The 25,179-nt window shown below is 70.2% G+C and carries 20 protein-coding genes and 1 pseudogene; 8 read left to right on the top strand and 13 right to left on the bottom strand.

What is annotated here, in order from left to right; all coding sequences use genetic code 11:
• Positions 1 to 5 precede the first annotated feature (5 nt).
• From FHX80_RS22035 to FHX80_RS22005, 7 genes are all read left to right on the top strand, one after another.
• Complete coding sequence (locus tag FHX80_RS22035) at positions 6 to 419, top strand: roadblock/LC7 domain-containing protein (protein ID WP_024495006.1); 414 nt, start codon at positions 6 to 8, stop codon at positions 417 to 419.
• A gap of 133 nt (positions 420 to 552) precedes the next feature.
• Positions 553 to 960: a DUF742 domain-containing protein gene (locus FHX80_RS22030; RefSeq protein ID WP_073738726.1), complete on the top strand. Its 408-nt coding sequence runs from the start codon at positions 553 to 555 to the stop codon at positions 958 to 960.
• The gene (locus FHX80_RS22025) at positions 941 to 1,522 is read left to right on the top strand and encodes a GTP-binding protein (protein ID WP_073738725.1); all 582 of its coding nucleotides are present in this window, start codon (positions 941 to 943) and stop codon (positions 1,520 to 1,522) included. The genes FHX80_RS22030 and FHX80_RS22025 overlap by 20 nt, the downstream gene beginning before the upstream one ends.
• 347 nt (positions 1,523 to 1,869) lie before the next feature.
• The gene (locus tag FHX80_RS22020) at positions 1,870 to 5,070 is read left to right on the top strand and encodes a sensor histidine kinase (RefSeq protein WP_145765775.1); all 3,201 of its coding nucleotides are present in this window, start codon (positions 1,870 to 1,872) and stop codon (positions 5,068 to 5,070) included.
• A gap of 1 nt (position 5,071) precedes the next feature.
• Entirely contained in the window at positions 5,072 to 5,494 is a 423-nt protein-coding gene (locus FHX80_RS22015; protein WP_145765774.1) for a roadblock/LC7 domain-containing protein, read from the top strand.
• 88 nt (positions 5,495 to 5,582) lie between these two features.
• Positions 5,583 to 6,263 (top strand): DUF742 domain-containing protein, encoded by a 681-nt coding sequence (locus FHX80_RS22010; protein WP_145765773.1) that lies wholly within the window; start codon positions 5,583 to 5,585, stop codon positions 6,261 to 6,263.
• A complete protein-coding gene (locus FHX80_RS22005) occupies positions 6,244 to 6,825 on the top strand; it encodes a GTP-binding protein (RefSeq protein ID WP_145765772.1) in 582 nt (193 codons plus the stop codon). Before FHX80_RS22010 ends, FHX80_RS22005 begins: the two co-directional genes overlap by 20 nt.
• A gap of 131 nt (positions 6,826 to 6,956) precedes the next feature.
• Here FHX80_RS22005 and FHX80_RS22000 read toward each other — a convergent pair whose 3' ends face one another.
• From FHX80_RS22000 to FHX80_RS21960, 10 genes are all read right to left on the bottom strand, one after another.
• A complete protein-coding gene (locus tag FHX80_RS22000; RefSeq protein WP_145765771.1) occupies positions 6,957 to 7,160 on the bottom strand; it encodes an acyl-CoA carboxylase subunit epsilon in 204 nt (67 codons plus the stop codon).
• A gap of 64 nt (positions 7,161 to 7,224) precedes the next feature.
• Complete coding sequence (locus tag FHX80_RS21995) at positions 7,225 to 8,808, bottom strand: acyl-CoA carboxylase subunit beta (RefSeq protein ID WP_145765770.1); 1,584 nt, start codon at positions 8,806 to 8,808, stop codon at positions 7,225 to 7,227.
• A gap of 153 nt (positions 8,809 to 8,961) precedes the next feature.
• Positions 8,962 to 10,200 carry a carbohydrate ABC transporter substrate-binding protein gene (locus FHX80_RS21990; RefSeq protein ID WP_145765769.1) on the bottom strand — a complete coding sequence of 413 codons (1,239 nt, stop codon included), beginning with the start codon at positions 10,198 to 10,200 and terminating at the stop codon, positions 8,962 to 8,964.
• The gene (locus FHX80_RS21985; protein ID WP_244318373.1) at positions 10,197 to 11,222 is read right to left on the bottom strand and encodes a hypothetical protein; all 1,026 of its coding nucleotides are present in this window, start codon (positions 11,220 to 11,222) and stop codon (positions 10,197 to 10,199) included. The genes FHX80_RS21990 and FHX80_RS21985 overlap by 4 nt, the downstream gene beginning before the upstream one ends.
• Positions 11,222 to 12,649: a hypothetical protein gene (locus tag FHX80_RS21980; protein WP_244318372.1), complete on the bottom strand. Its 1,428-nt coding sequence runs from the start codon at positions 12,647 to 12,649 to the stop codon at positions 11,222 to 11,224. The genes FHX80_RS21985 and FHX80_RS21980 overlap by 1 nt, the downstream gene beginning before the upstream one ends.
• Before the next feature lie 42 nt (positions 12,650 to 12,691).
• Positions 12,692 to 14,989 (bottom strand): serine/threonine protein kinase, encoded by a 2,298-nt coding sequence (locus FHX80_RS21975; RefSeq protein WP_145765768.1) that lies wholly within the window; start codon positions 14,987 to 14,989, stop codon positions 12,692 to 12,694.
• The gene (locus FHX80_RS21970) at positions 14,986 to 16,377 is read right to left on the bottom strand and encodes a S1 family peptidase (protein ID WP_167523594.1); all 1,392 of its coding nucleotides are present in this window, start codon (positions 16,375 to 16,377) and stop codon (positions 14,986 to 14,988) included. Before FHX80_RS21970 ends, FHX80_RS21975 begins: the two co-directional genes overlap by 4 nt.
• Positions 16,378 to 16,473: 96 nt before the next feature.
• Positions 16,474 to 16,806, bottom strand: a complete 333-nt coding sequence (locus tag FHX80_RS35855; protein ID WP_244318370.1) for a polysaccharide lyase beta-sandwich domain-containing protein — start codon at positions 16,804 to 16,806, stop codon at positions 16,474 to 16,476.
• Between the two features lie 2 nt (positions 16,807 to 16,808).
• Positions 16,809 to 16,949 carry a twin-arginine translocation signal domain-containing protein gene (locus FHX80_RS35850; protein WP_244318368.1) on the bottom strand — a complete coding sequence of 47 codons (141 nt, stop codon included), beginning with the start codon at positions 16,947 to 16,949 and terminating at the stop codon, positions 16,809 to 16,811.
• Between the two features lie 135 nt (positions 16,950 to 17,084).
• Positions 17,085 to 20,969 carry an endo-alpha-N-acetylgalactosaminidase family protein gene (locus FHX80_RS21960; protein WP_145765766.1) on the bottom strand — a complete coding sequence of 1,295 codons (3,885 nt, stop codon included), beginning with the start codon at positions 20,967 to 20,969 and terminating at the stop codon, positions 17,085 to 17,087.
• A gap of 414 nt (positions 20,970 to 21,383) precedes the next feature.
• Between FHX80_RS21960 and FHX80_RS21955 the strand changes: the two genes are divergently transcribed.
• Entirely contained in the window at positions 21,384 to 22,613 is a 1,230-nt protein-coding gene (locus FHX80_RS21955; RefSeq protein ID WP_145765765.1) for a glycoside hydrolase family 64 protein, read from the top strand.
• Between the two features lie 561 nt (positions 22,614 to 23,174).
• Here FHX80_RS21955 and FHX80_RS36810 read toward each other — a convergent pair.
• The 3 genes and pseudogenes from FHX80_RS36810 to FHX80_RS21930 all read right to left on the bottom strand — a co-directional run.
• A pseudogene (locus tag FHX80_RS36810) lies at positions 23,175 to 23,267 on the bottom strand (DUF4291 family protein); the annotation flags it as partial.
• Between the two features lie 277 nt (positions 23,268 to 23,544).
• Complete coding sequence (locus FHX80_RS21935) at positions 23,545 to 24,033, bottom strand: transglycosylase SLT domain-containing protein (protein ID WP_244318366.1); 489 nt, start codon at positions 24,031 to 24,033, stop codon at positions 23,545 to 23,547.
• Between the two features lie 484 nt (positions 24,034 to 24,517).
• A complete protein-coding gene (locus FHX80_RS21930) occupies positions 24,518 to 25,039 on the bottom strand; it encodes a hypothetical protein (RefSeq protein WP_145765763.1) in 522 nt (173 codons plus the stop codon).
• Between the last annotated feature and the right edge of the window lie 140 nt (positions 25,040 to 25,179).

Genomic DNA, 25,179 nt, shown 5'->3' with positions numbered 1-25,179 from the left:
GCCCGATGAGTCAGGCCGCGCAGAATCTGAACTGGTTGATCACCAACTTCGTGGACAACACCCCTGGGGTGTCGCACACGGTGGTGGTCTCCGCAGACGGCCTGCTGCTGGCAATGTCCGAAGGTTTCCCGCGCGACCGCGCCGACCAGCTGGCGGCTGTCGCCTCCGGTCTGACGTCGCTGACCGCGGGAGCCTCCCGGATCTTCGAAGGCGGCGCCGTCAGCCAGACCGTTGTGGAGATGGAACGCGGGTTCCTCTTCCTGATGTCCGTCTCCGACGGTTCCTCACTTGCCGTACTGGCCCATCCGGACGCCGATATCGGTCTGGTCGGGTACGAAATGGCTCTGCTCGTGGACCGGGCGGGCACAGTCCTCACCCCGGACCTCCGTGCCGAGCTCCAGGGCAGCCTGCTCCACTAGGCGGCCGTGAATCGGTGACACAGACGATTACCCCAGGTATTGCACTCAACCCTCGCCCGTCCGGCCGTTTACAGCCCCCCACCGGCCCCTTCAGACGGCAAGCCGACACCCTGCTGTCACGCCCGGAGGATTCATGACCCCGCCACCCGCCTCACCTGATCCGTACGGCGCGCTGAACCACGCGTCGTACGAAGGTGAAGGCGATCAGCCGCTGGTTCGTCCGTACGCCATGACCGGCGGCCGGACCCGACCGCGCTACCAACTAGCGATAGAGGCGCTGGTCAGCACCACGGCCGACCCCGCGCACCTGGGGACACTGCTCCCCGAGCACCAGCGGATCTGCCACCTGTGCCGTGAGGTCAAGTCGGTGGCCGAGGTGTCGGCCCTGCTGTCGATGCCGCTCGGTGTGGCCCGGATTCTCGTCGCGGACCTGGCGGAAGCCGGCATGGTGGCCATCCACCAGCCGGGCAACGGAGAGGCCGGCGGCGCGCCGGATGTGACACTGCTCGAAAGGGTGCTCAGTGGACTTCGCAAGCTCTAGTGGCGGTGCCGCCCGTGCCACCACCTCGGCGAAGATCGTGGTGGCGGGCGGGTTCGGCGTGGGCAAGACCACGTTTGTCGGTGCCGTTTCGGAGATCAATCCGCTGCGCACCGAAGCCGTGATGACGTCCGCGTCCGCGGGCATCGACGACCTGACACACACCGGGGGCAAGACCACCACGACGGTGGCCATGGACTTCGGACGCATCACCCTGGACCAGGACCTGATCCTGTACCTCTTCGGTACACCCGGTCAGGACCGCTTCTGGTTCATGTGGGACGACCTCGTACGCGGCGCCATCGGCGCCGTCGTCCTCGTCGACACCCGCCGCCTCGCCGACTGCTTCCCCGCAGTCGACTACTTCGAGAACAGCGGACTCCCCTTCGTCATCGCCCTCAACGGCTTCGACGGACACCAGCCCTACACCCCCGACGAGGTACGCGAAGCGCTCCAGATCGGACCCGACACCCCGATCATCACCACGGACGCCCGGCATCGCGGTGACGCCAAGAGCGGTCTCATCACGCTGGTGGAGCACGCGCTGATGGCGCGACTCAAGTAGGCACAAGTCGGTATTGCCGTACGGCAGTTAAAGTAGTCACACGGGGGTGGGCTGTGTCCTTAGACACGATCCACCCCTGTGTTCATAACGTTTCGAAAGAGAATTACCTCACGGCCGATACCCGATGCGCACGACTGGTGCCGCTGTGCTCACATGAGCTCCGCCTTTTGGCGGGGCTCGTTCTTTATGCCCGTTTTATCCGAGGCCTGCACCAGTCGGAATGGCTCATTCCGACTGTTTGGAACGCGGCCGTTCCCCGTGCTGCAATTCGACGAACTCCCGAGTAGTACGGCCCTGAACAAAACACGGCACAGCGTAGGTGCCGACGCCGAGAGGTTGTTGGTCGAGTGAGGCGTAACAACGAGGGCTCCGCGGCGCAGCCGGAGCGGGGCAACTTCACCCCGCCGCGCGCCGCGGCGTCGTCAGCCGATGTGCCCGAGAAGGCGTCGGCCGGCGACAGCACCAGCCGGATGTCCCCGCGCAACTGGCGCGTGGCCACCCGGCTGAACGCGATCCTCCTGATCCCCGTGCTGGTCGGCCTCGTCATGGGCGGCTTCCAGGTGAAGGGCTCGATCGACACCTGGCAGGAAGCCCAGGACGCCGAGAAGACCGCGCTGATCGTGCGCGCCGCCTCCGAGTACGGGCAGGCGCTGCTGAACGAGCGCGACCTCTCCGCCCAGCCCCTGCTGTCCAACAACCGCACCGCGGCGGCCGTCGCCCGGGTCCGGGCCACCACCGACGCGGCCGCCGAGAAGTTCGACACGGCCGTGAAGGACATGCCCGCGAAGGAAGGCCTGGAACGCCGCCTCAAGCTGTTCAAGCTCGAGGAGCCCAAGCTTCCCGGCCTCCGCAAGGCCGCCTACGCCGAGGCCCTGGACCCGGTGAAGACCGAAGAGGGCTACGTACAGGTCCAGCACTCCCTCATGGAGTTCTGCAACGAGCTCGGCCTCGGCACCGGCAACATCACCAGTTACGGCCGTACCGTCTACGCGATCGAACTGGCCAAGGCCGCAGAATCGCTTCAGCGCTCCATCGGCATGCATCTGCTGATACGGCCCAGCCAGGAGAGCGGCAAGTTCAACGACCAGGTCAAGGCCTTCGGCTCGTACAACTACCTGGAGCAGATCGCCCTCGGCGAGTTCGTCTCCGGCGGTACGCAGGCGGACGCGGCCCGGCTGAAGAAGGTCATGGCGGGCAAGGCCGCCGAGGGTGCGGCCAAGGTCAAGGCCGCCAAGGAGCAGGCCGCCGCGGCGGGTGTGCCGTTCGTGACGCCGCCCACCCTCGACGGCTCGGTCTTCGACGGCATGGCCCAGCAGATCGCGCTGGGCAGGAGCCCCGGCCAGCTCAAGGCGAAGGGGATCACCCCCGAGACTTGGATGGCCGCGGCCACCGCGAAGTTCGACGGATACACCACGGTCGAGGACGAGCTCGTCGACAAGGCCGTGACCGAGGCCGCGGACATCTCGTCCGGCGCCAGGACCGACGCCGTCGTCAACGCCGCGATCGTGCTCGTCGCCCTGCTGGTCGCCTTCGTGCTGGCCGGCCTCATGGCCCGCCAGATGAGCCGCTCGATGCACCAGCTGCGCAACGCCGCCTTCGGCATCGCCGAGCAGCGGCTGCCCTCGCTGGTCGACCAGCTGTCCCGGACCGACCCGGGCCGGGTGGACACCCGTGTTCAGCCGATCCCCATCAACAGCCAGGACGAGATCGGCGAGGTCGCCCGCGCCTTCGACCAGGTGCACCGCGAGGCGGTCCGGCTGGCGGCCGAGCAGGCCATGCTGCGGGGCAACGTCAACGCGATCTTCACCAACCTGTCGCGCCGCAACCAGTCGCTCATCGAGGGTCAGCTGACGCTCATCACCGGCCTGGAGAACAACGAGGCCGACCCGGACCAGTTGGAGAGCCTGTTCCGGCTGGACCACCTGGCGACCCGGATGCGCCGTAACGGCGAGAACCTCCTGGTGCTCGCCGGTGAGGAGCCCGGCCGCCGCTGGAACCAGCCGGTGCCGCTGGTGGACGTCCTCAGGGCCGCCTCCTCCGAGGTGGAGTCCTACGAGCGCATCGAGCTCTCCGGGGTGCCGGACACCGAGATCCACGGCCAGGCCGTCACCGACCTCGTGCACCTGCTGGCCGAGCTGCTGGAGAACGCCACGACGTTCTCCTCGCCGCAGACCAAGGTGCGGGTCACCGCGACCCGGCTGCCCGACAGCCGCGTGATGATCGAGATCCACGACAAGGGCATCGGCCTCACCGGCGAGGACTTCGCCGACATCAACCACAAGCTGGCCAACCCGCCGACGGTGGACGCCGCGGTCTCCCAGCGCATGGGCCTCTTCGTGGTCGGCCGGCTCGCCGACCGGCACGGCATCCGGGTCCAGCTGCGCCCCTCGGGCGAGCAGGCCGGAACCACCTCGCTGGTCATGCTGCCGGACGCGATCACCCACGGTGGCGGCGGCGAAGAGGCTCCCACGCAGGACGACTTCACGGTCTCCTCGATCATTCCGCACCAGCAGTCCTTCGACGCGCAGCCCCCGCAGCCCCAGCTGCTCACGGCGGCGGATCTCGGCTTCGACGACTCGCGCTACGAGGAGCCGTCGGCGCAGCCCGCGCAGCCCGACGCGTTGGACCGCTCGCTGATGCGGGAGGAACGCCGCGCGGCGCTGGGGGCGCAGACCGGCGACGAGCACCCGCCGTTCCCGCAGCAGCAGGAGCCGCAGGAGCCGTACCGGGCCCCGTTCGGCGAGGACCCCTACGCCGCGAACCAGTACGCCCAAGAACCGCAGGAGGGCGGACCGCAGGAGCAGCGGTACGAACAGGCCTCGTACGAGGACGGCTACGACCCGTTCCGCGGTGACACCGGCTACGCCCAACAGCCCGACCAGCATGGGCAGAACGGCTACCCGGAGACGGCATACGCGGCCCCCGAGACATCTGAGCAGGCCTATGACGGGCAGTACACCGCCCAGCCTCAGCAAGGCATATGGCCAGATCAGAGCACGCACCAGGGCGTGTACGAAGCCCTGCCGCGGACCGAACCGGATTCTGTTGGGAGCGCCCCCGCCGAGTCGCGGGAGAGCGTAGGCTTCGACCGTTCGGGGCCCGTCCCGAACTCCGGCACCGAGATGACCGAGGCCGGTCTGCCGCGCCGGGGCGGCCAGCAGCACTGGCAGCCCACCGGCCGCGGGAACGACCGCTCCGTCGCCACGCGGGAGCCGCAGCAGGAGCCGCAGGAACCGCAGCAGACGTCGCCCGCGCCGCAGGACGCGGACGGTGGCGACGACTGGCGCTCGGCCAACGACGAACGCTGGGAGCGGGCCGAGAAGCTCCGGGACCCGAAGGCGGGCGGGGTCACCCCGTCCGGTCTTCCCCGGCGCGTGCCCAAGGCCAATCTGATCGAGGGCACGGCCGAGCAGACCCAGCAGGGCGGCCCCCAGGTCTCCCGCGCCCCGGAGGACGTGCGTGGCAGGTTGAGCAACCTGCGGCGGGGCGTCCTGCGGGGACGTAACGCGGGTTCGGACAGCAGTAATACCTACAACCAGGAGCGTTAGTGTGAGCCCGATAAGCCAGGCGGCGCAGAATCTGAACTGGTTGATCACCAACTTCGTGGACAACACCCCCGGGGTGTCGCACACGGTGGTGGTCTCCGCGGACGGACTCCTGCTGGCGATGTCCGAGGGATTTCCACGTGACCGCGCCGACCAGCTGGCAGCTGTCGCCTCCGGTCTGACCTCACTGACCGCGGGTGCCTCGCGGATCTTCGAAGGCGGCGCCGTGAATCAGACTGTTGTGGAGATGGAGCGAGGATTCCTCTTCATCATGTCTGTCTCCGATGGATCTTCCTTGGCCGTTCTTGCACACCCGGACGCCGATATCGGTTTGGTTGGGTACGAAATGGCACTTCTGGTCGACCGCGCGGGCAGTGTCCTCACCCCGGACCTCCGCGCCGAGCTTCAGGGAAGTCTTCTTAACTAGTAGACAGACAGTGCGTTTCGCGGCACCGCGCCATAAGGTGCGGTGCGCGGACCCACTGGGACCGGGACCGGCAGTCGGAGGAGGAATCGTGGGTACACCCCCAGGCGGACACCAGTTCAATGGTGATCAGCAGGTACCGGGTGAGCACAGGGGCGATGGCTTCGACTTCCCCTCCGCACCCGGCAGACAGGACGCGCAGCAGCCTTTTCAGCCGTCCCGGCAGCCTCGGCGCGCTCAGGGCCCGGACGACTGGCCGCAGCAGGAAGCGCGGGGCTCGGACGACTGGCCGCAGAACACGCAGGGTTCGCAGGGGCCTCAGCAGCCCCAACGGCCGCAGCGCCCGCACCGGTACGACTCCCCGCAGCCGCCACCCCGTATTGAGCCGGTGCAGCCGCGCTGGAACGCCGAGCCGGATGCTCCCGCCGCCCACAATCCACTCGTTCGTCCGTACGCCATGACAGGCGGTCGGACCCGACCGCGCTACCAACTCGCCATTGAGGCGTTGGTCAGTACTACGGCTGATCCGTCCCGGCTGCAAGGGCAGTTGCCCGAGCACCAGCGGATCTGCCGGCTGTGCATCGAGATCAAGTCGGTGGCCGAGATCTCGGCCCTGCTCTCGATCCCTCTCGGCGTTGCCCGGATCCTCGTAGCCGACCTGGCAGAGGCCGGACTCGTCGCTATCCACCAGCCCGGCGGCGAAGAGTCCGCCGGCGGCCAGCCAGATGTGACACTGCTCGAAAGGGTGCTCAGTGGACTTCGCAAGCTCTAGCGGCGGAGCGGCCCGCTCCACTACCTCGGCGAAGATCGTGGTGGCAGGGGGCTTCGGCGTGGGTAAGACCACGTTTGTCGGTGCCGTTTCGGAGATCAATCCGCTGCGCACCGAAGCCGTGATGACGTCCGCGTCCGCGGGCATCGACGACCTGACACACACCGGGGGCAAGACCACCACGACGGTGGCCATGGACTTCGGACGCATCACCCTGGACCAGGACCTGATCCTGTACCTCTTCGGTACACCCGGTCAGGACCGCTTCTGGTTCATGTGGGACGACCTCGTACGCGGCGCCATCGGCGCCGTCGTCCTCGTCGACACCCGCCGCCTCGCCGACTGCTTCCCCGCAGTCGACTACTTCGAGAACAGCGGACTCCCCTTCGTCATCGCCCTCAACGGCTTCGACGGACACCAGCCCTACACCCCCGACGAGGTACGCGAAGCGCTCCAGATCGGACCCGACACCCCGATTCTGATCACGGATGCGCGGCATCGGGCGGATGCGAAGAGTGCGTTGATCACTCTGGTGGAGCATGCGCTGATGGCACGCCTGCGGTAGGTCCACTCGCGTCCGGATGTACGTGAGGCCCCGCGCTCCCTCGGGAGTGCGGGGCCTTTCGCTGTGCGCGCCCGGCCTTCGGCCGTGCCCTGTCCTCGGACGCCGGACGGGCTCGACCGTGCCGGAGGGGGTCAGCCCTGCCAGCTGTGGGGGGCCCGGAAGCCGGGGGTGCGCTCCAGGCGGCGCCAGCCGGCCGTGTTGCGACCGCGGCGGGTGGGGGCGTCCGCGGGCTGGGCCGCGGCGCGGGCGAGGAGGACCGCGGTTATGGCGGCCAGCTCCTCGGGGTCGGCAAGACCCTTCTCGACGCGCAGCACGGACTCGGCGGCAGTGCTCATGTATCTCTCTCCGTCTTCTCGGCAGGTCTTCGCGGGGCCTTGCAGGGTGCTGCGGGGCCGCGGACTACTGCGGGGGGTTTCCGTGCTTGCGGGACGGCAGGTCGGCGTGCTTGGACCGGAGCATGGCCAGCGAGGCGATCAGAACCTCGCGGGTCTCGGCAGGGTCGATGACGTCGTCGACCAGGCCTCGTTCGGCGGCGTAGTACGGATGCATCAGTTCGGCCTTGTACTCCTTGACCATGCGGGTCCGCATGGCCTCCGGGTCCTCGGCGTCGGCGATCTGCCTGCGGAAGATGACGTTCGCGGCGCCTTCGGCGCCCATCACCGCGATCTCGTTGGTGGGCCAGGCATAGGTGAGGTCCGCACCGATGGACTGGCTGTCCATAACGATGTAAGCACCGCCGTAGGCCTTGCGCAGGATCAGCGAGATCCTCGGCACCGTGGCGTTGCAGTAGGCGTAGAGCAGCTTCGCCCCGTGCCGGATGATTCCACCGTGCTCCTGGTCCACACCGGGCAGAAAGCCGGGTACATCCAGAAGAGTGATGATGGGGATGTTGAACGCATCACACATCTGGACGAACCTGGCGGCCTTCTCGCTCGCCTCGATGTCCAGGACACCGGCCAGTGCCTGCGGCTGGTTGGCGACGATGCCGACGACCTGGCCGTCCAGCCGGGCCAGGGCGCAGATGATGTTGCGGGCCCAGCGCTCGTGGACCTCCAGGTGGTCGCCGTCGTCGACGAGCTCCTCGATGACCTTGTGCATGTCGTACGGGCGGTTGCCGTCGGCGGGCACCAGGTCCAGCAGGACGTCGCCGCGCCGGTCGGCCGGGTCGTCGCTCTCGACCGTGGGCGGGTTCTCGCGGTTGTTCGAGGGCAGCATCCCGATCAGGTAGCGGACCTCGGCGATGCAGGTCTCCTCGTCGTCGTACGCGAAGTGCGCGACGCCCGAGGTCTCGGCGTGCACATCGGCGCCGCCGAGGCCGTTCTGGGTGATCTCCTCGCCGGTGACCGCCTTCACGACGTCCGGTCCGGTGATGAACATCTGCGAGGTCTCGCGGACCATGAAGACGAAGTCGGTGAGGGCCGGGCTGTAGGCCGCGCCGCCCGCGCACGGGCCGAGCATCACGCTGATCTGCGGGATGACACCGGAGGCCCGGGTGTTGCGCTGGAAGATCCCGCCGTAGCCGGCGAGCGCGGAGACGCCCTCCTGGATCCGGGCGCCCGCGCCGTCGTTCAGGGAGACCAGCGGGGCACCGGCCGAGATGGCCATGTCCATGATCTTGTGGATCTTCGTGGCATGGGCCTCGCCCAGAGCGCCGCCGAAGATCCGGAAGTCGTGCGCGTAGACGAAGACCGTCCGGCCCTCGACCGTGCCCCAGCCGGTGATGACACCGTCGGTGTACGGCTTCTTCTCCTCCAGGCCGAAGCCGGTCGCCCGGTGCCGGCGCAGCTGCTCGACCTCGTGGAACGATCCCTCGTCCAGGAGGAGGGCGATGCGCTCACGTGCCGTCAGCTTGCCCTTGGCATGCTGCGCCTCGGTCGCCCTGTCACTCGGTCCGCGCCGGGCCTGCTCGCGCAGGGCCAGCAGTTCGGCCACACGGCCACGGGTGTCGCTCTGCTCGCCCGGGGTTTCGTCCACAACGGTCATGTACCGACCCTACGAAGCCCGGCAAGAAAATCCTGCCGTCCACTCCGTACAGTCTCCCGCCCGGTTTCCTGGTGGAGCCTGACAGAAGCCCCGGAACATGCAGGCGAAGTGCCAGCCCGCACCTATCATCGTTTGTAGGAAATCAACAATGGCTCACTGTGGCCTGCTGCACACGTCGGTCAGCCGCGGGGTGTCGCGGGGCTGGGCGTCCTGGACCTTCTGGATGTCCTTCAGCCGGTCCAGTACGGGTTTGTCCGGGTGCGCGACGGTGAGCAGCACCGCCTCGTAGAACGCGTCCCGCACGGCGGCCGGCATGACGTCGGAGGCGTCCAGGCAGAGCGGCACCCGCTGGTCGGCGAGGCGGCTGCTGATCTGCTTCTCGACCGCGCCCGTCCTGGCCGGGACCGCCGCGTTCGCCGAGAACACCCCGCCCTTGCGCCCCCAGTCCTCCTGCGCGGACCGGGAGGCGAGCCGCCTGATCATGTCACGGGCCGGGCCGCTGCGGCCGAACAGCGCGGCGAAGTCGGCCGACACCTCGTGGGCCTTCACCGTGTACCGGCCGCCGGGCAGCAGTGGCGCGGAGTCCACGAAGCGGGCCTGCTCCTCGCGGTCCCCGTAGAAGGCGCGGGCGAAGGAGCCCTGGTGCTCCAGGTCGCAGCCGCCGCCGAACAGCAGCCCGTGTCCCCCGACCGGGCCCCGGTGGTCGTCCAACAGCGCGTTCCGGGCCACCTTCGGATCCTGGTCGAGCAGTCCGGCCCAGGTGGTCCAGGCCTTCCTCACGCGTTTGTCGGTCCACGACATGTCGCCGGTCGCCCAGCGCGCGTAGGCGACCGGGCCCGCTGTCTGCAGGATCAGGTCCTCGATCCAGTCGCTGCCGGGCCAGCCGGACGCGCCGTCGTCGCCCATGCCGATGCACCAGGAGTCCAGCCGGGCGGGGGCCGGAGGCGGGGGCGTGTCCTCGCGGTACCAGACGATCGACTTGAGGTCGGCCTTGAGCGGTACCCACAGATGGCCGTCCATGCCCTCCGCCTCGGGCTGCCAGGGCTTCCCGTACTCCTTGGGCTCGTACAGCCCGCGCAGTGAGCGCAGCCGCTTCTCGACGGCGTACTCGACGAGTTCGCCGACGCCCGGCAGGATCGCGATGTCGGGCGGATTGCCGGCCTGGACCTCGGCGAGCAGCACCTCGCGGGTGGCGGCGGTCCCCTGGTAGGTGTACGGGATGCCGAAGTCGTCCAGCACCTCCTTGAAGTGCCGCTCCTGTTCGTCGGTCCACGGGCCGAGGATCGTCACCTTCGGCTCCTCGTCGCTGCCGCCCGGGGCCGAGAGCCCGCAGCCCGCGGCGGTCAGGAGCAGGGTCAGGACGAGCAGCAGGGCGTGGCTTCGCCGGGTCATCCGGCCCTCCAGTAGTCGGCGTTGAGCCGTCGGCAGACGGCGGCGGCGGGCAGCAGGACGATCAGTGCGCCGCCGCCCAGCGCCCCGTAGTACGTCCAGCTCTGCCAGCTCTGGGCAGCCAGCCTGCCGCGCAGGTCCGTGGAGTCGAGGGTGACGTCCTGCTGGGAGTCGGCCAGTTCCTCGGGGGCGTTGTCATGGGCGCGCTCATCGATCCTGCTCAGCAGGTGGCGGGCGGTGTCCAGCCGTTCCTGGGTGGCGGCGGTCGCCCACAGCGGGAAGACGGCCAGGGCGACGGCCGCCAGCAGTGACAGCAGCAGCCAGGGGTCGTGGCTGCGCCCGCAGCGGCCGCGCAGCAGCCACAGCGCGGAGAGCACGGTCAGAGCCATGACCAGCAGGCCCAGTTCGGCGATCACCCAGCCGGTTCGCTGGAGTGCCCCCATGGAGCTGACCCTGTCGACCCGCTGCATCTGGTGTTTCTGCAGGACGTCCAGGCGCGGCACCACTCCGGTGCCCGGCCTGCTGAGGATGCGTTGGGCCTCCGTGAACTTCTCCTGCTGCATGCTGTCGTCGGAGACGTACTTGACCGCTCCGGGCGTCATCGAGCTGCTGTACGAGGTCAGCAGGCCGTTGACCGTTTCGAGCACGCCCCGGCCGCGTTCGCCGTCGAGCTGTACGTCGGAGAGCCGGGACAGGCCCTGGTCGGCGGCGGACAGCTGGTTCTCGTACCGTGCTCCGGCGCCGATCACGTGGTCGATCCCGCGGTCGACCGAGTCCTGTGCCTCTTGGTGGGCGCGCAGCAGCGCCAGTTGGGTGGCGGCGACTCCCTGGACGGCCGGGGCGCCATGGGTGCGCATCTCTCCCGCGGAGTTCTGCACCTCGCGGTAGGACACCAGCAGGACGGTCATCGAGGTGAGTGCGGTCACCACCATTACGGCCAGGTGCAGTTCGAGCAGCCTCCTGGTGCGGAAGCCGCCCTGCCCGCGGGTCCGCAAGGCGCGTGTCCACCGGTTCGGCCGGGGCATCAGAACCGCCTTCCGCAGACGATGCAGTACCGGGCGGAGGGCCCGGCGGGGTGCCGGCAGTCCGGGCATCTCACCGGCTCCGCGGGGGCGCGGCCGGGCAGTTCCAGCCGATGGTCGGCGCCGATGTGCAGACGGCCCAGGCGCACGGTGGCGTGGTCCACGGTCGGGCCGACCCGGACCACGCCCTGGGGGCCGTCCAGGATCTCGGCGACCTCGCGGACCAGGTCCAGGACCCAGGTGGCGCCGATCTCGTCGGCCAGCCGCACCGCGAGGCCGAACTGCCGCTCGGCCTCGCCCCGGCTCATCGGGTCCAGGGCGTCGTATCCGCAGGCGAGGGCGGCCCGCATCCGCTCGGCGACGTTCATCGTCCGGGTGCCGAGCCCGCCGTCGGCCGTGCCCGCTCCCACCGCGACTCCGGGCGGCAGCCAGCGGACCAGCAGCGCCGCGGTGGAGTCGCCGACGGAGACGGTGGCCAGTTGCAGCAGCACGCCCAGCGGGTCGGTACTCGCGTCGACGTGCAGGGTGAGGAGGTAGTCACGGGCGCCCGACTCCCACGGGCGGGTGGGGAAGTCGAACCGGCGCGGCTCCTCCCGCCGGTGCACCGGTTCGAGCACCTGCCCACGGGGGGCGTTCTCGGTCAGGGTCACCCCGCGCACCACGGGGCGCACGGTCACCGAGACGGGCAGTTCGGGGCTGCGTACCCGGCGGATCCGCCGCACGGCCTCGGTGACCGCGGGGCCGAACCGGTCCGGCGCGTCGACGGGGTCGCCGTGCAGCCGCTCGACGACGGCGAGCAGCGGCGCGGGGTCCCAGTCGCTGCCGAGCGCGAGCACATCCGCGGTGAACCTGCCGGCGCAGCGCCTCAGTTCGCTCTGCAGGGCGCTGTCGTCCAGGTCGGCTTCGTCGGACTCGTCCTGACTGCTTCCGTCGGTGATCAGCAGCAGGTGCCGTACCGGCAGCGGGCGCTCGCCGAACAGTGCGCGGGCGGTGGCGAGCCAGACCGGGTATCCGGTGGGCGGCCGGTCACCGGCGGCCCCGGCGATCCGGCCCGTGCTGAACGCGGCCCGGCGCTTCTGGGCGGTGTCGGCCGACGCCCACCCGCCGCGCAACGGATAGCAGCCGGTCGGTGCCCCGTTCTCGTCGGCGCCGCCCAGGACCGTGAAGGAGAGGCCGTCGGGCAGGGCGCGCAGCGCGGTGGCCAGTGCGGCGGCCGCGGCCTCCCGGCGCTCCGCGGCGACGTCCAGCGCGATGACGACGGCGAGTTCGGCGGCGGGCACCTCGTCGACCGGCCCCACCGGGGTCGCCTCGACCCGCAGATGGGCCTCGATCCGTGCGTCGTGATGCGGCTGCTGATCGCGCTGGACGTCGACGGACACCTTCAGGCCGACGGGCAGCCGGGGGGCGGGCAGCGGGTCGTTGACGCCCAAGGCACTGTCTCCAGGGGTTGACGGTTACGGGCCGGGCCGGTGTCAGAACCGGGTCTGCGGGCGGACCGCGTGCGAGAGGTCGATCAGCCGCTCGTACTCGGCCGGTGCCTGGCGCCGCCGGGCCAGCCAGCGGTAGCACTGCTCCAGCCTCACCCGTACGTCCCGCTCCCCGGGTACGGGCGGGGGCGGCAGACCTGTCCGCAGCCACCCGCCGCGCGGCCGCGGCCCGTTGTCCGCGGCCCGCACCGCGTCGAGCTTCCACTCGTACAGCTCGGTCCGGAGCAGCCAGGCGGGTTCGTCGCCCGCGACCACCGCTGCGGGCGCACCCGGCTCCGGGGCGAGCGCGGCGAGGCAGGCGTCGATCTCCGCCTCCTCGGGCAGGGGCCGCTCCCCCGCCGCGAGGCGCGCCGCCCGGATGCGGAAGGCGGCGATCCGCGCGACGGTGTGGTCCCGCGACTCGTCCGGCACCAGGTCGAGGACCTCGATCGCGGCGGCCCGGTCGCCGCGCGCCAGGGCGAGCCTGGCCAGCCCGAGGGCGGCGCCGACGTGTGAGGGGTTGCGGGCGTGCACGGCCCGGAAGAGTTCGTACGCCGAGGGCCCCGCCGCGGCCGGCCGGTCCTCGCCGAGCTGTTCCGCGCTGTACGCCAGCGCCAGTTTGGCCGCGTACTCGCCGGGCAGCGCCCGGTGCACGGCGGAGAACTGTTCCAGGGCCTGTTCGAGCATCGGCTCCCGGTCGTCCAGCACATCGGCGCCACGCAGCGCGAGGAGCCCCCGGTGCCAGCTGAGCCGCCACTCCCGCACCGGTCCCGGGCCCGGTATGGCGGCCGCCGCGGCGAGCTGTTCCCGCGCCGCCGCGAGTGCCTCGTCGCCCTCGTGGCCGAGCAGCAGCCGGGCGTTGTGCAGGCAGATCTCGACCGACTGCTCGCCGTGGGCCGGCTGGTTCAGCGGCTGCCCGGGGTCGTAGCTGCTGACCCCGAACCGGGCCGCCTGCGGGTCGCCCGGATAGGGCCTCGGCACCGGCAGCCGGCGGGCGATCTCGGTCGGGGTGGGCAGCCCGGAGTCGAGCGCGGGTGACTCAGGCGTCTGGCGGCGGCCGTACGGGGGACGGCACAGCCAGTGGGCGTAGTCGGGCACCGAACCCAGCCGGGCGCCCAGCAGTTCGGTGGACGGGGTGAAGTACGCGGAGGGCTCGGGCTGGTCGCGCTTGCCGCGCAGGGCCCGGATCTCGCGCAGGACACCGCGCAGTTGCCCCGACATGTCGTCGGCGGAGTCGAACCGGCGCTCCGGGTCGCGCTCCGTGGCCCGCTCCACCACCAGCCGGAACGAGCTGATGCCGAGTCCGGGCACATCGTCGCCGACCGCCCAGGCGGCCAGTTCGGCCAGGGTGATGCCGACCGTGTGCAGGTCGTGCGCGACGGTCAGCGGTGTACTGCCGTCCATCTCGGGTGCGGCGAACCAGGGCGTGATCACGGGGGGCGGATCGGTGGCACCGGCCTTGCGGACGCCGCCGAGGTCGATGACCTTGATGCCGTCGCGGTGGTGGATGACGTTGGACGGCTTCATGTCGCCGTACAGGAAGTCCATGCCGTGCAGATGGGCGAGGGCCTCCAGGATCTGGCAGCCGTAGGTGATGACGTGCTCGATGTCGAGGACGAAGTCGCCCTGCCGGGTCGATTCGACGACGGCGGAGAGCGTCCGGTCGCCGACGTCCTCCATCACGATGTAGCCGCCGGACACCGTGCCGTCGTCGTTGCGGGTACTGACGAAGTCACGGATCTGGACGATGCGTTCGTGCCGGATGGCGACCAGGCTCCGGCGCTCCTCACCGGCCTGGGCGGCGCCGCGTTCCGCGTAGCGGTTGAGGAGTCCCTTGACCGCTACGAGGTCCTCCAGATGGGTGTCCTCGGCCAGATAGACCCAGCCCTGGCCACCGTGGGCTATCGGCCCGCGGATCTCGTACTGGTCCTGGAGCAGCGGTCCGCCCCTCGTCAGCTCGGGGCGGTAGGAGTACTGGGCTCCGCAGCAGGGGCAGTTGCCCCTGTCCGGTGGTGGGGCCGCGGTGTACGGCGGGACGAACGCGGCCCCGCAGGCCTTGGCCGAGCACGTCATCACGATGCGCACCGGCTGATCGGCGGCGCCGAGCCGGTCGGCCGGGCTGCCCGGCTCCAGCAGCGGCAGTTCGAGCAGTCCGGCGGGGCCGTACTCCTCCGGGGCGGTGGGCAGCGGCGGCAGACCGGGGGCCGCCTCGTCGCGGCCGCAGGTGTCGCAGTGGCCGGTGGGCTGAACGGCCCCGTCGCAGCGGGCGCCGGTGAAGCGGCGGTGTGGGCACCGGATCCTCATGGGCGCCCTGCCGGGCCGGGGCCGGTGCGCTGCCCCGGCAGGATCGGGCGCCGGGAGCGGGACTCTTCGTCGAGATCGGCGCGTAGCTCGCGTAACAGCGTTTTCAGCGCGGTCAGTTGCTGCCGCGGATCCGTGAGCGAGCGCAGTGCGCGCAGCTGTTGGCGGCGGGCGGCCGCGGTGACGGCGGGGCGGGGAGCCACGGACGCCGAGTCGATCATGCCGTTCAACCTGACCCACTCCCGCTCGAAGTGCTCGGCCCTGCCCACCAGTTCCTCGGCCCGCTCGTCCAGGGCCGGCACCAGCAGGTCCCGCGACACCTCGGCCAGTGCCGCTCCGTCGCCGCCGCGGAAGATGATCAGCAACCGGAAGCCGAGTGTCCGTACCCGCGCCAGCAGGGGCACCAGCCCGCGCGGGTCCGGGTCCTCGTCCAGTCCGATCACGGCGAGCACCCGCCCCGATCCGTCGGGGCGTCCGGTGGCCGGGCGCTCCGGTTCGTCGCCACCCTCCAGGAGCCAGTCGCGGTAGGCGTTGCGCCGGTGACGCGGCGGCCGCAGCTGCGCCACCAGGGTCTCGACGAGCTCCTCGGGCCGGGTGCGGCCACCCCGGTAGACCAGGTGGGCCCGGTGGAGGTGGTGCCGCAGAGTGCGGTCGCGGCCGCCGCCGTGCCCGACGACACCGAACCGCACCGCGGGCTGGTCGCCGTCCGTGAACCAGTCGCGCAGGCGTCGGGACAGTCCGCTGTCCCAGCCGTCGGGCCCGCTCAACTCGGCTACGAGAGGTACGAGTTCGGCGATCCGGTCGATCGGGATCATGTACGAGAACGCCAGGTCGTTCTCGGTGGGCAGCCCCAGCTCCAGATCACCGCGCCAGCTCACCACCAGGCCGACGACCAGTTCGTCGTGCGGCTCCTCGCCCCGCGTCTGCACGGCCGCGCCGCTGAATCCGGGGCGTACCACCTCGGCGTTGGTCCCGGCGTCGAGCTGCACCCACGCGCCGTGCAGTCCGCTGATCCGGCCGGTGAGCCACATGCCGTCGTCGAAGGCCTGGGAGTAGCCGCCGATCCACACCTTCCGGCCGCGCTCCATCCGCCGTCCCAGCTGCGCGGGCGCCGCCTGCGGGCGGGGGCTGTCCAGCGCCAGTACGGCGATGTCCTCGCGGCCCGCCCCGTCCAGGCCGGGCAGCCAGCCGCCCGGCGCGACCCGGGCGGCGACCGGCGGGATTCCGGGGTTCTCCGCGAACTCCACCCACATCGGGGTGTCCGGTTCGCCGACGACGTGCGCGCAGGTCAGCATGCGGTCGTGGGTGAGCAGCACCCCGGCCCCGCACACCGGGCCGGCCGCGTCGCCGCGCCGTAATCGGAGCCGCCAGTCCGCCCTCAACTCCCGCATGACATACGAGAGTACGCGCGTGGCAGCCATACTTCCCGGACTCCCGGAAGACTCCCTGCGCCGGGCCGCCCCGCCGGCGCGACCGGAGGTCACACCTCAGCGTGGCCCCGCCGTTCCCGGGTCCACGCCCAGCACCAGCCGTCGTCCGGTGGCGCGGACCTCGATGCCCGGGTCCACCGGAACGGCCCCGCGCACCGGCCGGTCCCAGACCACCTCGACCGGCCGGTCCCAGACCACCTCGAAGGGGTTGCCACTGCGGTCGGGGCCGCTGATCCGGATCGTCGTCGCACCCCGGACCTCGCGCACGAGCACACTGGCCGGCCCGGTCGAGGCGAGCCGTCCCGCCTGGCCCGGCTGCCAGAAGTCGGCGGCGGTCAGCCCGGGCGGGCGCACGGCCACCGCCTGCACGGCGGCGGTGTTGGCGAGCACCGTCAGCCAGTGCCGGTCGGCGGCGCGGGCGGCGACGGTGCGCCGGGAGGCACCGGGCCGCCGGGGGCGAGCGCCAGGCCCAGTGCGGTGGCGCTGCCGGTGGCGAGAAAGGCACGGCGCGACCTGGCGGGCAGAAGTGACACGGGGATACCTCCGGGGTCCAGGTGGTTCAGGCCGGACGGTGGTCGGTCCAGCACGCGCCCGGGGGCGCGGGAAGGGGGCGGGGCCGGCTCCTGGAATCCGTCTGCCGGCCCCGCCCCCCTCACGTGTGCCGCTGTTCAGCCGCCGCAGTGGAAGCGGGCGTTGCCCCAGTCGGCGTGGTCGTTACCGTTGCCGTCGCCGCCGTCACCGACGATCAGCTCGACGTACTTCGCGCCGGTGACGTCCGCCGTCAGCGACCAGGCGGGGTCGGCGGCCCTGAGGACCGGCGACTTCACCTTCTCCGTGCCGTCCGCCGTCACGGAGAACTGCACGCTGCCGGCGCTCTTCTGCACATCGTCCACGCCCACCTCGGTGGTGAACGAGGTGCACTTGCCGCCCAGGTAGTAGCGGATCTTCGCGGGTGCGTGGCTGCCGAGGCCCTTGGCGTAGACCGTGCCGCCGATGGTCAGCGGGGTGCCGTCACCGGTTCCGGTCTCGCCGTTGGAGAGGTCGCGCTCGACCGGTCCCCAGCCGTTCTCGGAGGCCGTCCAGTCCAGGTCGCTGGCCCAGCTGTCGGCGGTGGGCGGCGGCGGCAGGGTGCGGACCGAGGTCTGCGCGCCGAGGGTGCGCCGGGCACCGCCCACGGCGTAGCCCGTCTCCGAACTCAGCTGGTACGTCTGGTACTTGACGTCCACCGGCGGGGTGACCTGCCAGCTGGCGGTGGCCTTCGCACCGGCCGCGACCGAGTCGAAGGTGACGGCGCCCGCGGGCTCGGCCTTCCAGCCGTCGGGGACGGTCAGGTTCACCGAGACACCGGTGACACCGGTGGCCTCGTAGTTGGTGAAGCTCGCCTTCACGACGTTGGCCGTGCCCGGTTCCAGGGTCTCCCCGGCGGGTTCGACGGTGAGCGTGCCGCAGGCGGCCTGCTCTCCGACGGGGGCCTTGCCGAGGTCGGTCACGGTGAAGCCGTCGAGGACGAAGTCGGCGCCCTCGGGGGCGTCGTCGCGCTTGCGCAGCCCGGTCCAGGTGTCGCCGCAGCCCGCCGTGACGGTCTCGGTGAAGTGGCCGGTGGTGTGCTGGGCGCCGATCGGGGTGGTCCGGGTCGTCACCGAGCCGGGCTTGCCGTCCGTGGTGATCCGGTCGTAGCCGTCGACCCACTCGTAGGCGCCGGCATGGCTGGACTGGTAGTCGTACCCGACCTTGTAGCGGTGGCCGTCGGCCATCGGGACGGTCCAGGGGGCGGTGCGGTAGACGAGTCCGGCGTTCTCCTCGTGGGCCTTGAGGGACTCCTTGCCGCCGAGCACGTCGTCGACGAGCTTTCCGTTCCAGCCGGCCTGGGTGTACGGGGCGTGCAGCTGGGAGACGCTGGTGCGGGGGTCGGTGGAGCCGCCGGCGTCGCCCTTGAGGAAGGGGCCCCAGCCCTGGTCGACGTCCTCGAAGTCCTCGTACACGACGGTGTTCTTCCTGGTCGCCGGGGCGTTGGCGACGATGCGTACGTCATCGGCGCGGACCGTCGCCGCGCTGCCCTCGGCGGCTTCGATGCGCAGCGTGGTGCGCCCGTTCGCGGGGGCGGTGAAGTTCACCTCGGCCCGCTGGAAGTACGTACCGTGCCAGTCGGAGGCGGCGACCTGGTCCTTGGCGGTGGAGCGGTCCACGGCCACGGAGTTCCCGCCGGCCGACAGGGTGGTATGCCGGGTCCTGCCGGGCTGGACCTCGATGAGGGCGGAGGCGGTGTAGCGCGTGCCGGGCTTCAGTCCGTCGATGCGCTGGGAGAGGGCCGCCGTGCCGGTGCCGGACAGCTCGGCGCTGTTGCGGCCCCGGGTGTCGGTGTCACGGACGGCGGTGCCGGTCTTCGACCAGGCGGTCAGCCCGTTGTCGTTGAAGCCGGGGTCGTCGACGGGGGTGCCCTGTCCCCACTTGGCGTCGGCGGCCTTCGGCGCCTTGTCCGGGTAGAGGACGTACGGCTGCCCGGCCTCGGCCGTGATCGTGATCTCCCCGTCGACGGGGCGGACCGTGCCGGTCTTCACCCGGCCGTTGTCGGTGAGCTCGTAGACGGTGTACGTGCCCTTGGAGGGCACCGCCCAGCTGCTCGTACCGCCGGACTCGCTGTAGTGGTACAGCTTCTTGCCGCCGTCCCACGGCAGCAGGTAGTCGGTGCCGCTGAGCACCTTGCGGCCGTGGTCGTAGAAGGTCCGCTTCCCGTCCTCGACGGTGCCGCTCACGCCGCCGGTGAACGTGATGTCGTTGCCGTCCCAGCGGGTGATCTTCTGCTGCTGGAGGTACTTGGCGGGCAGGTCGCGCTGCCAGACGTTGTCGTAGAAGGCGTTCCAGTCGGTCTCGCCGGTCCAGCCCTCGAACTCGTCGATGGCGCTCTGGCCGAGGACCGGGTCGTTGTTCCAGACGTCCTTCTCGTCGTTGCGGATGAACCGGATGATCTGCGAGTTGAGGCCCTTGTTGGTGGCGCCGCCGTAGTCGAGGTCGTTGGCCCAGTGCGACCAGAGGGAGCCGCGCTCGAACTTGTCGGCCCATTCGCTGGAGACGTTCCAGCCCTGCTTCTGGACGGACCGGAGGGTCTTGTCGGCTATCCAGCCGTGCGAGTAGTAGACGTCGATGTACAGCATGCTGAGGTTGCTGTCGGTCTCGTTCCGCAGCTGCTGGAAGCGCTTGGCCAGGTCACCGCTGTTGATGTCGGTGCGCTGGTCGATGTAGTAGCTCTGGTTGAGCCAGTTCCAGCCCGGCTTGGACTTGTCGACGAGCTTCTCGTCGAAGGCCTTCGCCTCCGGGTAGGCCTCGGTGGCGTTGACGTGGACGCCGAAGGTCGCGCCCCACTTCTTGCCGTCCTTCAGGAGTTCGTTGAGGTCCTTCAGCCCGCCGGCGCGCTTGTTGTAGTTGCCGCCGTAGTCGGGGTGGGCGGAGTCGTGGCCCTCGGAGGCGTATCCCTTGAGCAGTGCCAGCTGTCCGAGGCCGTCGGTGGCGAGGGAGATCCGCTTGACGTCGTCGAGGGTGCGCAGGAAGGGGTGGGTGGCCTGGCTGGCGAAGTTGAACGGGATGTGGGTGATGACCCGGTCCGCGGTGTCCTTGCTGCCCGGCGCGACCACGCCGATGGAGCGGAAGGCGACGGCGCCGTCCTGCCAGTCGACGGTCTTGTCTCCGTTGACGTCGGGGGTGACGACGACCTTCGCCCAGGGCAGGTTGTCGCCGCTCTCGGGCTTGGGCGCGCCCTCGCCGCGGTAGGTCCACTGGCCGGACCAGACGCCGACCCGGGTGGAGCCGTCGTCGGCCTTGCGGGCCTGGTGCCAGAAGCGGGCGTCGTCGCCGCCGGTGGCACCGGAGGGCTTGTCGTACGAGGAGTTGGACTCGACGGCGGCCGCCAGTGAGCCGGTGTTGACTATCGCGTACGTGGCGCCGAGCGGTGCGGCGTCGGCCTTGGTGGCGTCGGTGACCTTCGCGAAGACGTCGGCGGTCTTCGTCGAGTCGGGGTCCAGCTGGGTGAAGGCGGTCGCGGCCCCGGTGTCCGTACTGGCGACGGAGACCAGGTCGTGGCCGGGGATGTCGATCGTGCCGACCCGGAACGCGGCGGTGTCGCGGACGGCGGTCACCTTGAAGGTGGTGGCGCGTCCGGAGACCGAGAGCGAGGCGTCGATCTCGACGCCGGGCAGATCGGCGAAGGTCAGCGTGTAGCGGGCGGCCGACGTGGTGATCTTGGGCGCGCCCTTGAGCCGCACGGGGTGTGCGGTGCCGTTGAGGGTGACGGCGGTGACCGGCCGGGTGCTGCCGGACAGCTGGTTCCCGGAGGCCCGGTCGGTGTACGTCAGGACGCGCGGGAAGTCGTCCGCGACGGCGACGGCGAGCTGCGCGGACCCGATGACCGCGCCTGCCCGGAGGGCCGATTCGGCCGCGGTGGGCGGGGGGTCGGTGGGTGAGGGGGCGGCGGCTGTGGCGGGGAGGGCGGTCCCCACCAGAGCCAGGACGGCGGCTGAGGCGGCGGCGACAGCGCCCGCCGTAGTGAATCTTGACGACATGTGCTCTGAGTAGTCGCCGTGTCCGGACACCGTCAACGACGTACGGCTCCGAGGGCCTCTCCAGTCCAACAACCGCCCTGCGTAAGTCCAAGTAACTCCACGTAGGGGGCGCGGGAACCATCAGGAGTTCCGCGTTCAGGTGTTGATCACGGTGGCCGGATGCGGAGGGGCCGGATACGCCAAGTAGCGACTCAGAGAGTCGAGTTGTGAAGAACTTCGATTTTTGAGAGCGCTCTCAGTCACAAGTCTTGACGGTCGCCGCAGCCCTGGCGAGAGTGGTGCGCACCGCGGACGCGCTCGTTCCACCTCCCCGCACCGTGCGGCCGTCCGTACCCCTCCCGTCCCCCACCGTCCACAGCCTTCACCCCCCACGCTTCCTCACGCTTCATCCCCCCACACCTCAGGAGTCCCCTCGTGATTTCGCGCAGACTGTTCCTGACGGGCGGCGTCGCCGCCTCCGCGACCGCACTCACCTATCCCGTCTGGGGAGGCGCGTTGAGCCCGCGCGCGTCGGCGGCCGCCGCGACCTGCGAACTGGCTCTGGAGAACAAGTCCCTGCCCGGCCGGGTCAACGCGTACGTCACCGGTCATGAGCAGGGCACCGACCGCTGGGTGCTGCTGCGGGCCGACGGCAGCGTCTACCACCCGGACTCCCCCGCGGCCCCGCAGACCCCGCTGCCGGTCGACTGCGCCATCCCGCTGAACGCGGCGGGCGGCGCACCCGTCGTGGTCACGCTCCCCCAGATGTACGGGGCCCGGGTCTACTTCGTGCGCGACGACACCCTGGACTTCTACCTCAACCCGGGACCCGCCCTGGTCGAGCCGGCCTTCGCCACGTCCACGGACTCGAACTACGGGCGCACCTGGTCGTTCTGCGAGTTCACCTTCAACCCGTCGCAGCTGTACGCGAACATCAGCTACGTCGACCTGGTGACGGCGCTGCCGATCGGCCTGACGCTGGAGGGCGACACCACGCACACCGTGGCCCCGCTCCCGGACGGCGCCGTCCAGAAGATCGCCGACGGTCTCGTCGCCCAGGCGGCCGCGGACGGGCAGCCCTGGGACAAGCTGGTGACGCGCGGCTCGGACGGCCATGTGCTGCGGGTGATCTCGCCGCAGAACCTGATGGCACCGTTCTTCGGCAGCCCGGACGAGATGCCGTTCCGGGATCTGTTCACCGCGCAGATCGACGAGGTCTGGGAGAAGTACCGCTCGACCGACCTGCGGATCGACCTCCAGGGCGGGCGCGGCGTCTTCACCGGGCGGGTCAGCGGCGACACCCTGACCTTCAACGGCGGGCACACCTTCACCAAGCCCGTCTCCAGGGACATCTTCACCTGCAACCACGGGCCGTTCGCCAACAACCCGGCGGACTCCGACGACAAGAAGGGCCTGCTGGCCCGGCTCGCGGCGGGCTTCAACCGCTCGATCATGCTCAGTCACCCCGACCAGCCGAACGGCACGACGGTGGCGGACTACTACCAGGGCGCCGTGACCAACCACTGGTCGCGGATCGTCCACGCCAACAGCCCGATCGGCTACGCCTTCCCGTACGACGACGTACGCCCCGAGGGTGAGCCGGACGTCTCGGGCGCGGCGAACGACGGCAACCCGCGGCGCTTCACCGTGAGTGTCGGCTCCTGACCTCGCCGCACGGAGACCGGAGGTGCCCCCGTCCGGGCGGGACGGGGGCACCTCCTTGTGCGGGACCGTGACGCCCGGTCGCCGTGCGGATGCTCGACCACGTAGCCGCGCGGGTCGTCGCGTTCCGCGTCGGGGTCGCGCGTGGCGCGGTTCAGCAGGTGCCGCATGCCGTCCGGGGTGGCTTCCCGCCATGACCAACGGTGGTCGCGCTTGTTGGCCGGCTCGCTCCAACCAGCAAGATCACATACTGCGGGTTGCGTCCGGCCGGCCGAGGACTCCTCGGGCGGCAACGGCTTCGCGAAGGCGTCCAGCCATGTCCGTTGCCTCCGCCGACGACACGGACAGCACGCCGTTCTCGGTCATCAGGGCGTGGAACTGCTGTTGCTCGCGGGCGGTGCCGGGCGGCAGGCCGGCGATGTGCCAGGGACCCCGGGGGACCGAGCCGGTGCGCACGGAAAGAACATCACGATCTGCTGCTGGAGTATCAGGATGCTACGCGCGGAGGTGCGGTCGGGACCGTCGGCGGGCCCGTCAGTCGTACGCCCGACGGGACCGGCCCGGGCGCGGGGACAGGGCGCCGGTGAGCCGGATTCGGAGAGAACGGTACGGGAGTGGACTCAGGCGCGGATCTCGCTCGGGGTCCCACTGGATGCGCTTCACGGGCGGCGGGCAGGCCTGTGAACGGGGTGTACGCCTGATGGACGGTCACGGTTCGTATCGGTGCGATGCGCACAGATCTCGTGCCGAGGAGCATTTCGGGAGGGGGCCGGTGCTGCGGTCATGACGCCGTCGGAGCCCCGGTGGGGGCTCGGTCGGCGGGCGTGTTGCCAAGGTGCCGGGGCGCGGGGGGAGCCGTTGCGACTCCCCACTTCGGCGTCTGCTTCGACTTCAACCTCGGGCCGTCGGGACGGAGTCCGGCCGGAACGTCCGGTCAGTAGGCCGAGTTGACGTTGTCGATCGAGCCGTAGCGCTGAGCGGCGTAGTTGGCGGACGCGGCGATGTTGGCGACCGGGTCGTAGACGTTATGCGCCGTGCCACTCACGTGGTAGGCGTTGAAGGTGGGGTCGACGACCTGCAGCAGGCCCTTGGACGGGATGCCCTTGGCTGCGTTGGAGTCCCAGTTGTTGATGGCGTTGGGGTTACCGCCGGACTCGCGCATCAGGTTGCGGTGGATGCCTTCGTAGGTGCCGGGGATGCCCTTGTCGTGCATGACCTTCAGCGCCTGCTTGATCCAGGTGTCGACGTTGCTGCCGGGGACCTGAACGGGGGCGGCGGGGGCGGCGGGGGTGGCTGCCGTGGCGGCCGGGGCTCCGGCGACGACGCCGGCCACGACTGCGGCTCCTGCGGTGACCATACCCAGCGAGATCTTCTTGGTCCGGTTCATGCGGGCGAACTTCTCGGACATCGCGGTGAACTGCATCTGGTATTTCCTCTTTCGTTGCGGGGTGATGCCATGAATTGTTAATCGAGAGGGGAATTGGGGTCAATACCCCCCTTCTACTACCTGCATTCGTAGGTGGCATGGGAAATGACCTTGCTGACGCCAAGGAGGCAGGAAAGGGAGCCCCGACAGATCTACTATTACGCTTAATGGTGACGGCAATCACGTGCCCCACCTCACACGGCAAATGCCGCATATCCACACGAGAGTGACGCAGGTCATGTGGCCTGCGTCATATCAATGGCACTTTATTCGCTCACCGTAATAATGAATATGCGTTCCGTATTTGCGGGGCGGATGTACGGAATCCGGCCATGGTTCACACGGCTCGACAGGCCCCCCAGGAGGTCCCACCGTCGATTCGATTCACCGGAACACCCCCACCACCGTCGCCACTCGCGCATGAAGGCGCCCCCGCCCTTTCGAAAGGGCGGGGGCGCCTTCATGCGCGGATCCCGGAGTGTCAGCAGCCGCCGCAGTTGTAGTAGGTCACGTCCCAGTGGTTGCCCTCGTCCGCGTAGACGTTGCCGGAGCCGGACTGGTACTGGGGCGCGCCGTCGCCGCGCAGGCCGATGTAACTGAACACGCCGTGGATGTAGTTGGTGAGACAGGTGGTCTTGCCGAAGTCGAGCTTGTAGCCGTTCCAGTGCGAGTACGTGCCACTGGCGTGCCCGGTCTCGGTGCCGCCGGTGATGTTGAGCGCGCAGCCCGTGGCGCTCTTGAGGGTCTGGGCCCCCTGAGCGGTCGGCAGGTTGAGCTGGTCGAAGGAGGTACAGGTGGCGACGTTGCGGTTGGAGCAGCCACCGGAGGACGACCAGGTGACGCCGGACGAGCTGAATCTGGCGGTCGCCTGGCTGTGCGTGAGCTTGCTGACGGCGAAGGCGTCCGTCGCGCCGGAGACGACGCCGATTCCGGGGGCGAAGAGGACTCCGAGGACGAGGGCGAGAGCGGTCAGGACGGGGCGCAGCGTCATACGGGACACCATGGGGACTCCTCCTGTGCATGACAATGTAGGGACGGGGAGATAGTGCCCGAGTTCTACGCGCGTCCGCCAGAGGGCGTGACGTGACGGTCGCGTGAATACATGGCGCCACACGCGACAACCTGAACCATTGATGTTGAACT

This window comes from Streptomyces brevispora, assembly GCF_007829885.1.
Classification (GTDB): Bacteria; Actinomycetota; Actinomycetes; order Streptomycetales; family Streptomycetaceae; genus Streptomyces; species Streptomyces brevispora.
The sequence above is the reverse complement of the archived record's forward strand: the minus strand, read 5'-3'. Positions and strand labels throughout refer to the sequence as shown.

Excerpts from the sequence above, each read along its gene's own strand:
- FHX80_RS22000 (WP_145765771.1), bottom strand. The coding sequence starts at position 7,160 with ATGAGCACTGCCGCCGAGTCCGTGCTGCGCGTCGAGAAGGGTCTTGCC.
- FHX80_RS21930 (WP_145765763.1), bottom strand. The coding sequence starts at position 25,039 with ATGGTGTCCCGTATGACGCTGCGCCCCGTCCTGACCGCTCTCGCCCTC.
- FHX80_RS21995 (WP_145765770.1), bottom strand. The coding sequence starts at position 8,808 with ATGACCGTTGTGGACGAAACCCCGGGCGAGCAGAGCGACACCCGTGGC.
- FHX80_RS21990 (WP_145765769.1), bottom strand. The coding sequence starts at position 10,200 with ATGACCCGGCGAAGCCACGCCCTGCTGCTCGTCCTGACCCTGCTCCTG.
- FHX80_RS21975 (WP_145765768.1), bottom strand. The coding sequence starts at position 14,989 with ATGAGGATCCGGTGCCCACACCGCCGCTTCACCGGCGCCCGCTGCGAC.
- FHX80_RS22035 (WP_024495006.1), top strand. The coding sequence starts at position 6 with ATGAGTCAGGCCGCGCAGAATCTGAACTGGTTGATCACCAACTTCGTG.
- FHX80_RS22030 (WP_073738726.1), top strand. The coding sequence starts at position 553 with ATGACCCCGCCACCCGCCTCACCTGATCCGTACGGCGCGCTGAACCAC.
- FHX80_RS21935 (WP_244318366.1), bottom strand. The coding sequence starts at position 24,033 with ATGCAGTTCACCGCGATGTCCGAGAAGTTCGCCCGCATGAACCGGACC.
- FHX80_RS21960 (WP_145765766.1), bottom strand. The coding sequence starts at position 20,969 with ATGTCGTCAAGATTCACTACGGCGGGCGCTGTCGCCGCCGCCTCAGCC.
- FHX80_RS21985 (WP_244318373.1), bottom strand. The coding sequence starts at position 11,222 with ATGCCCCGGCCGAACCGGTGGACACGCGCCTTGCGGACCCGCGGGCAG.
- FHX80_RS21970 (WP_167523594.1), bottom strand. The coding sequence starts at position 16,377 with ATGCGGGAGTTGAGGGCGGACTGGCGGCTCCGATTACGGCGCGGCGAC.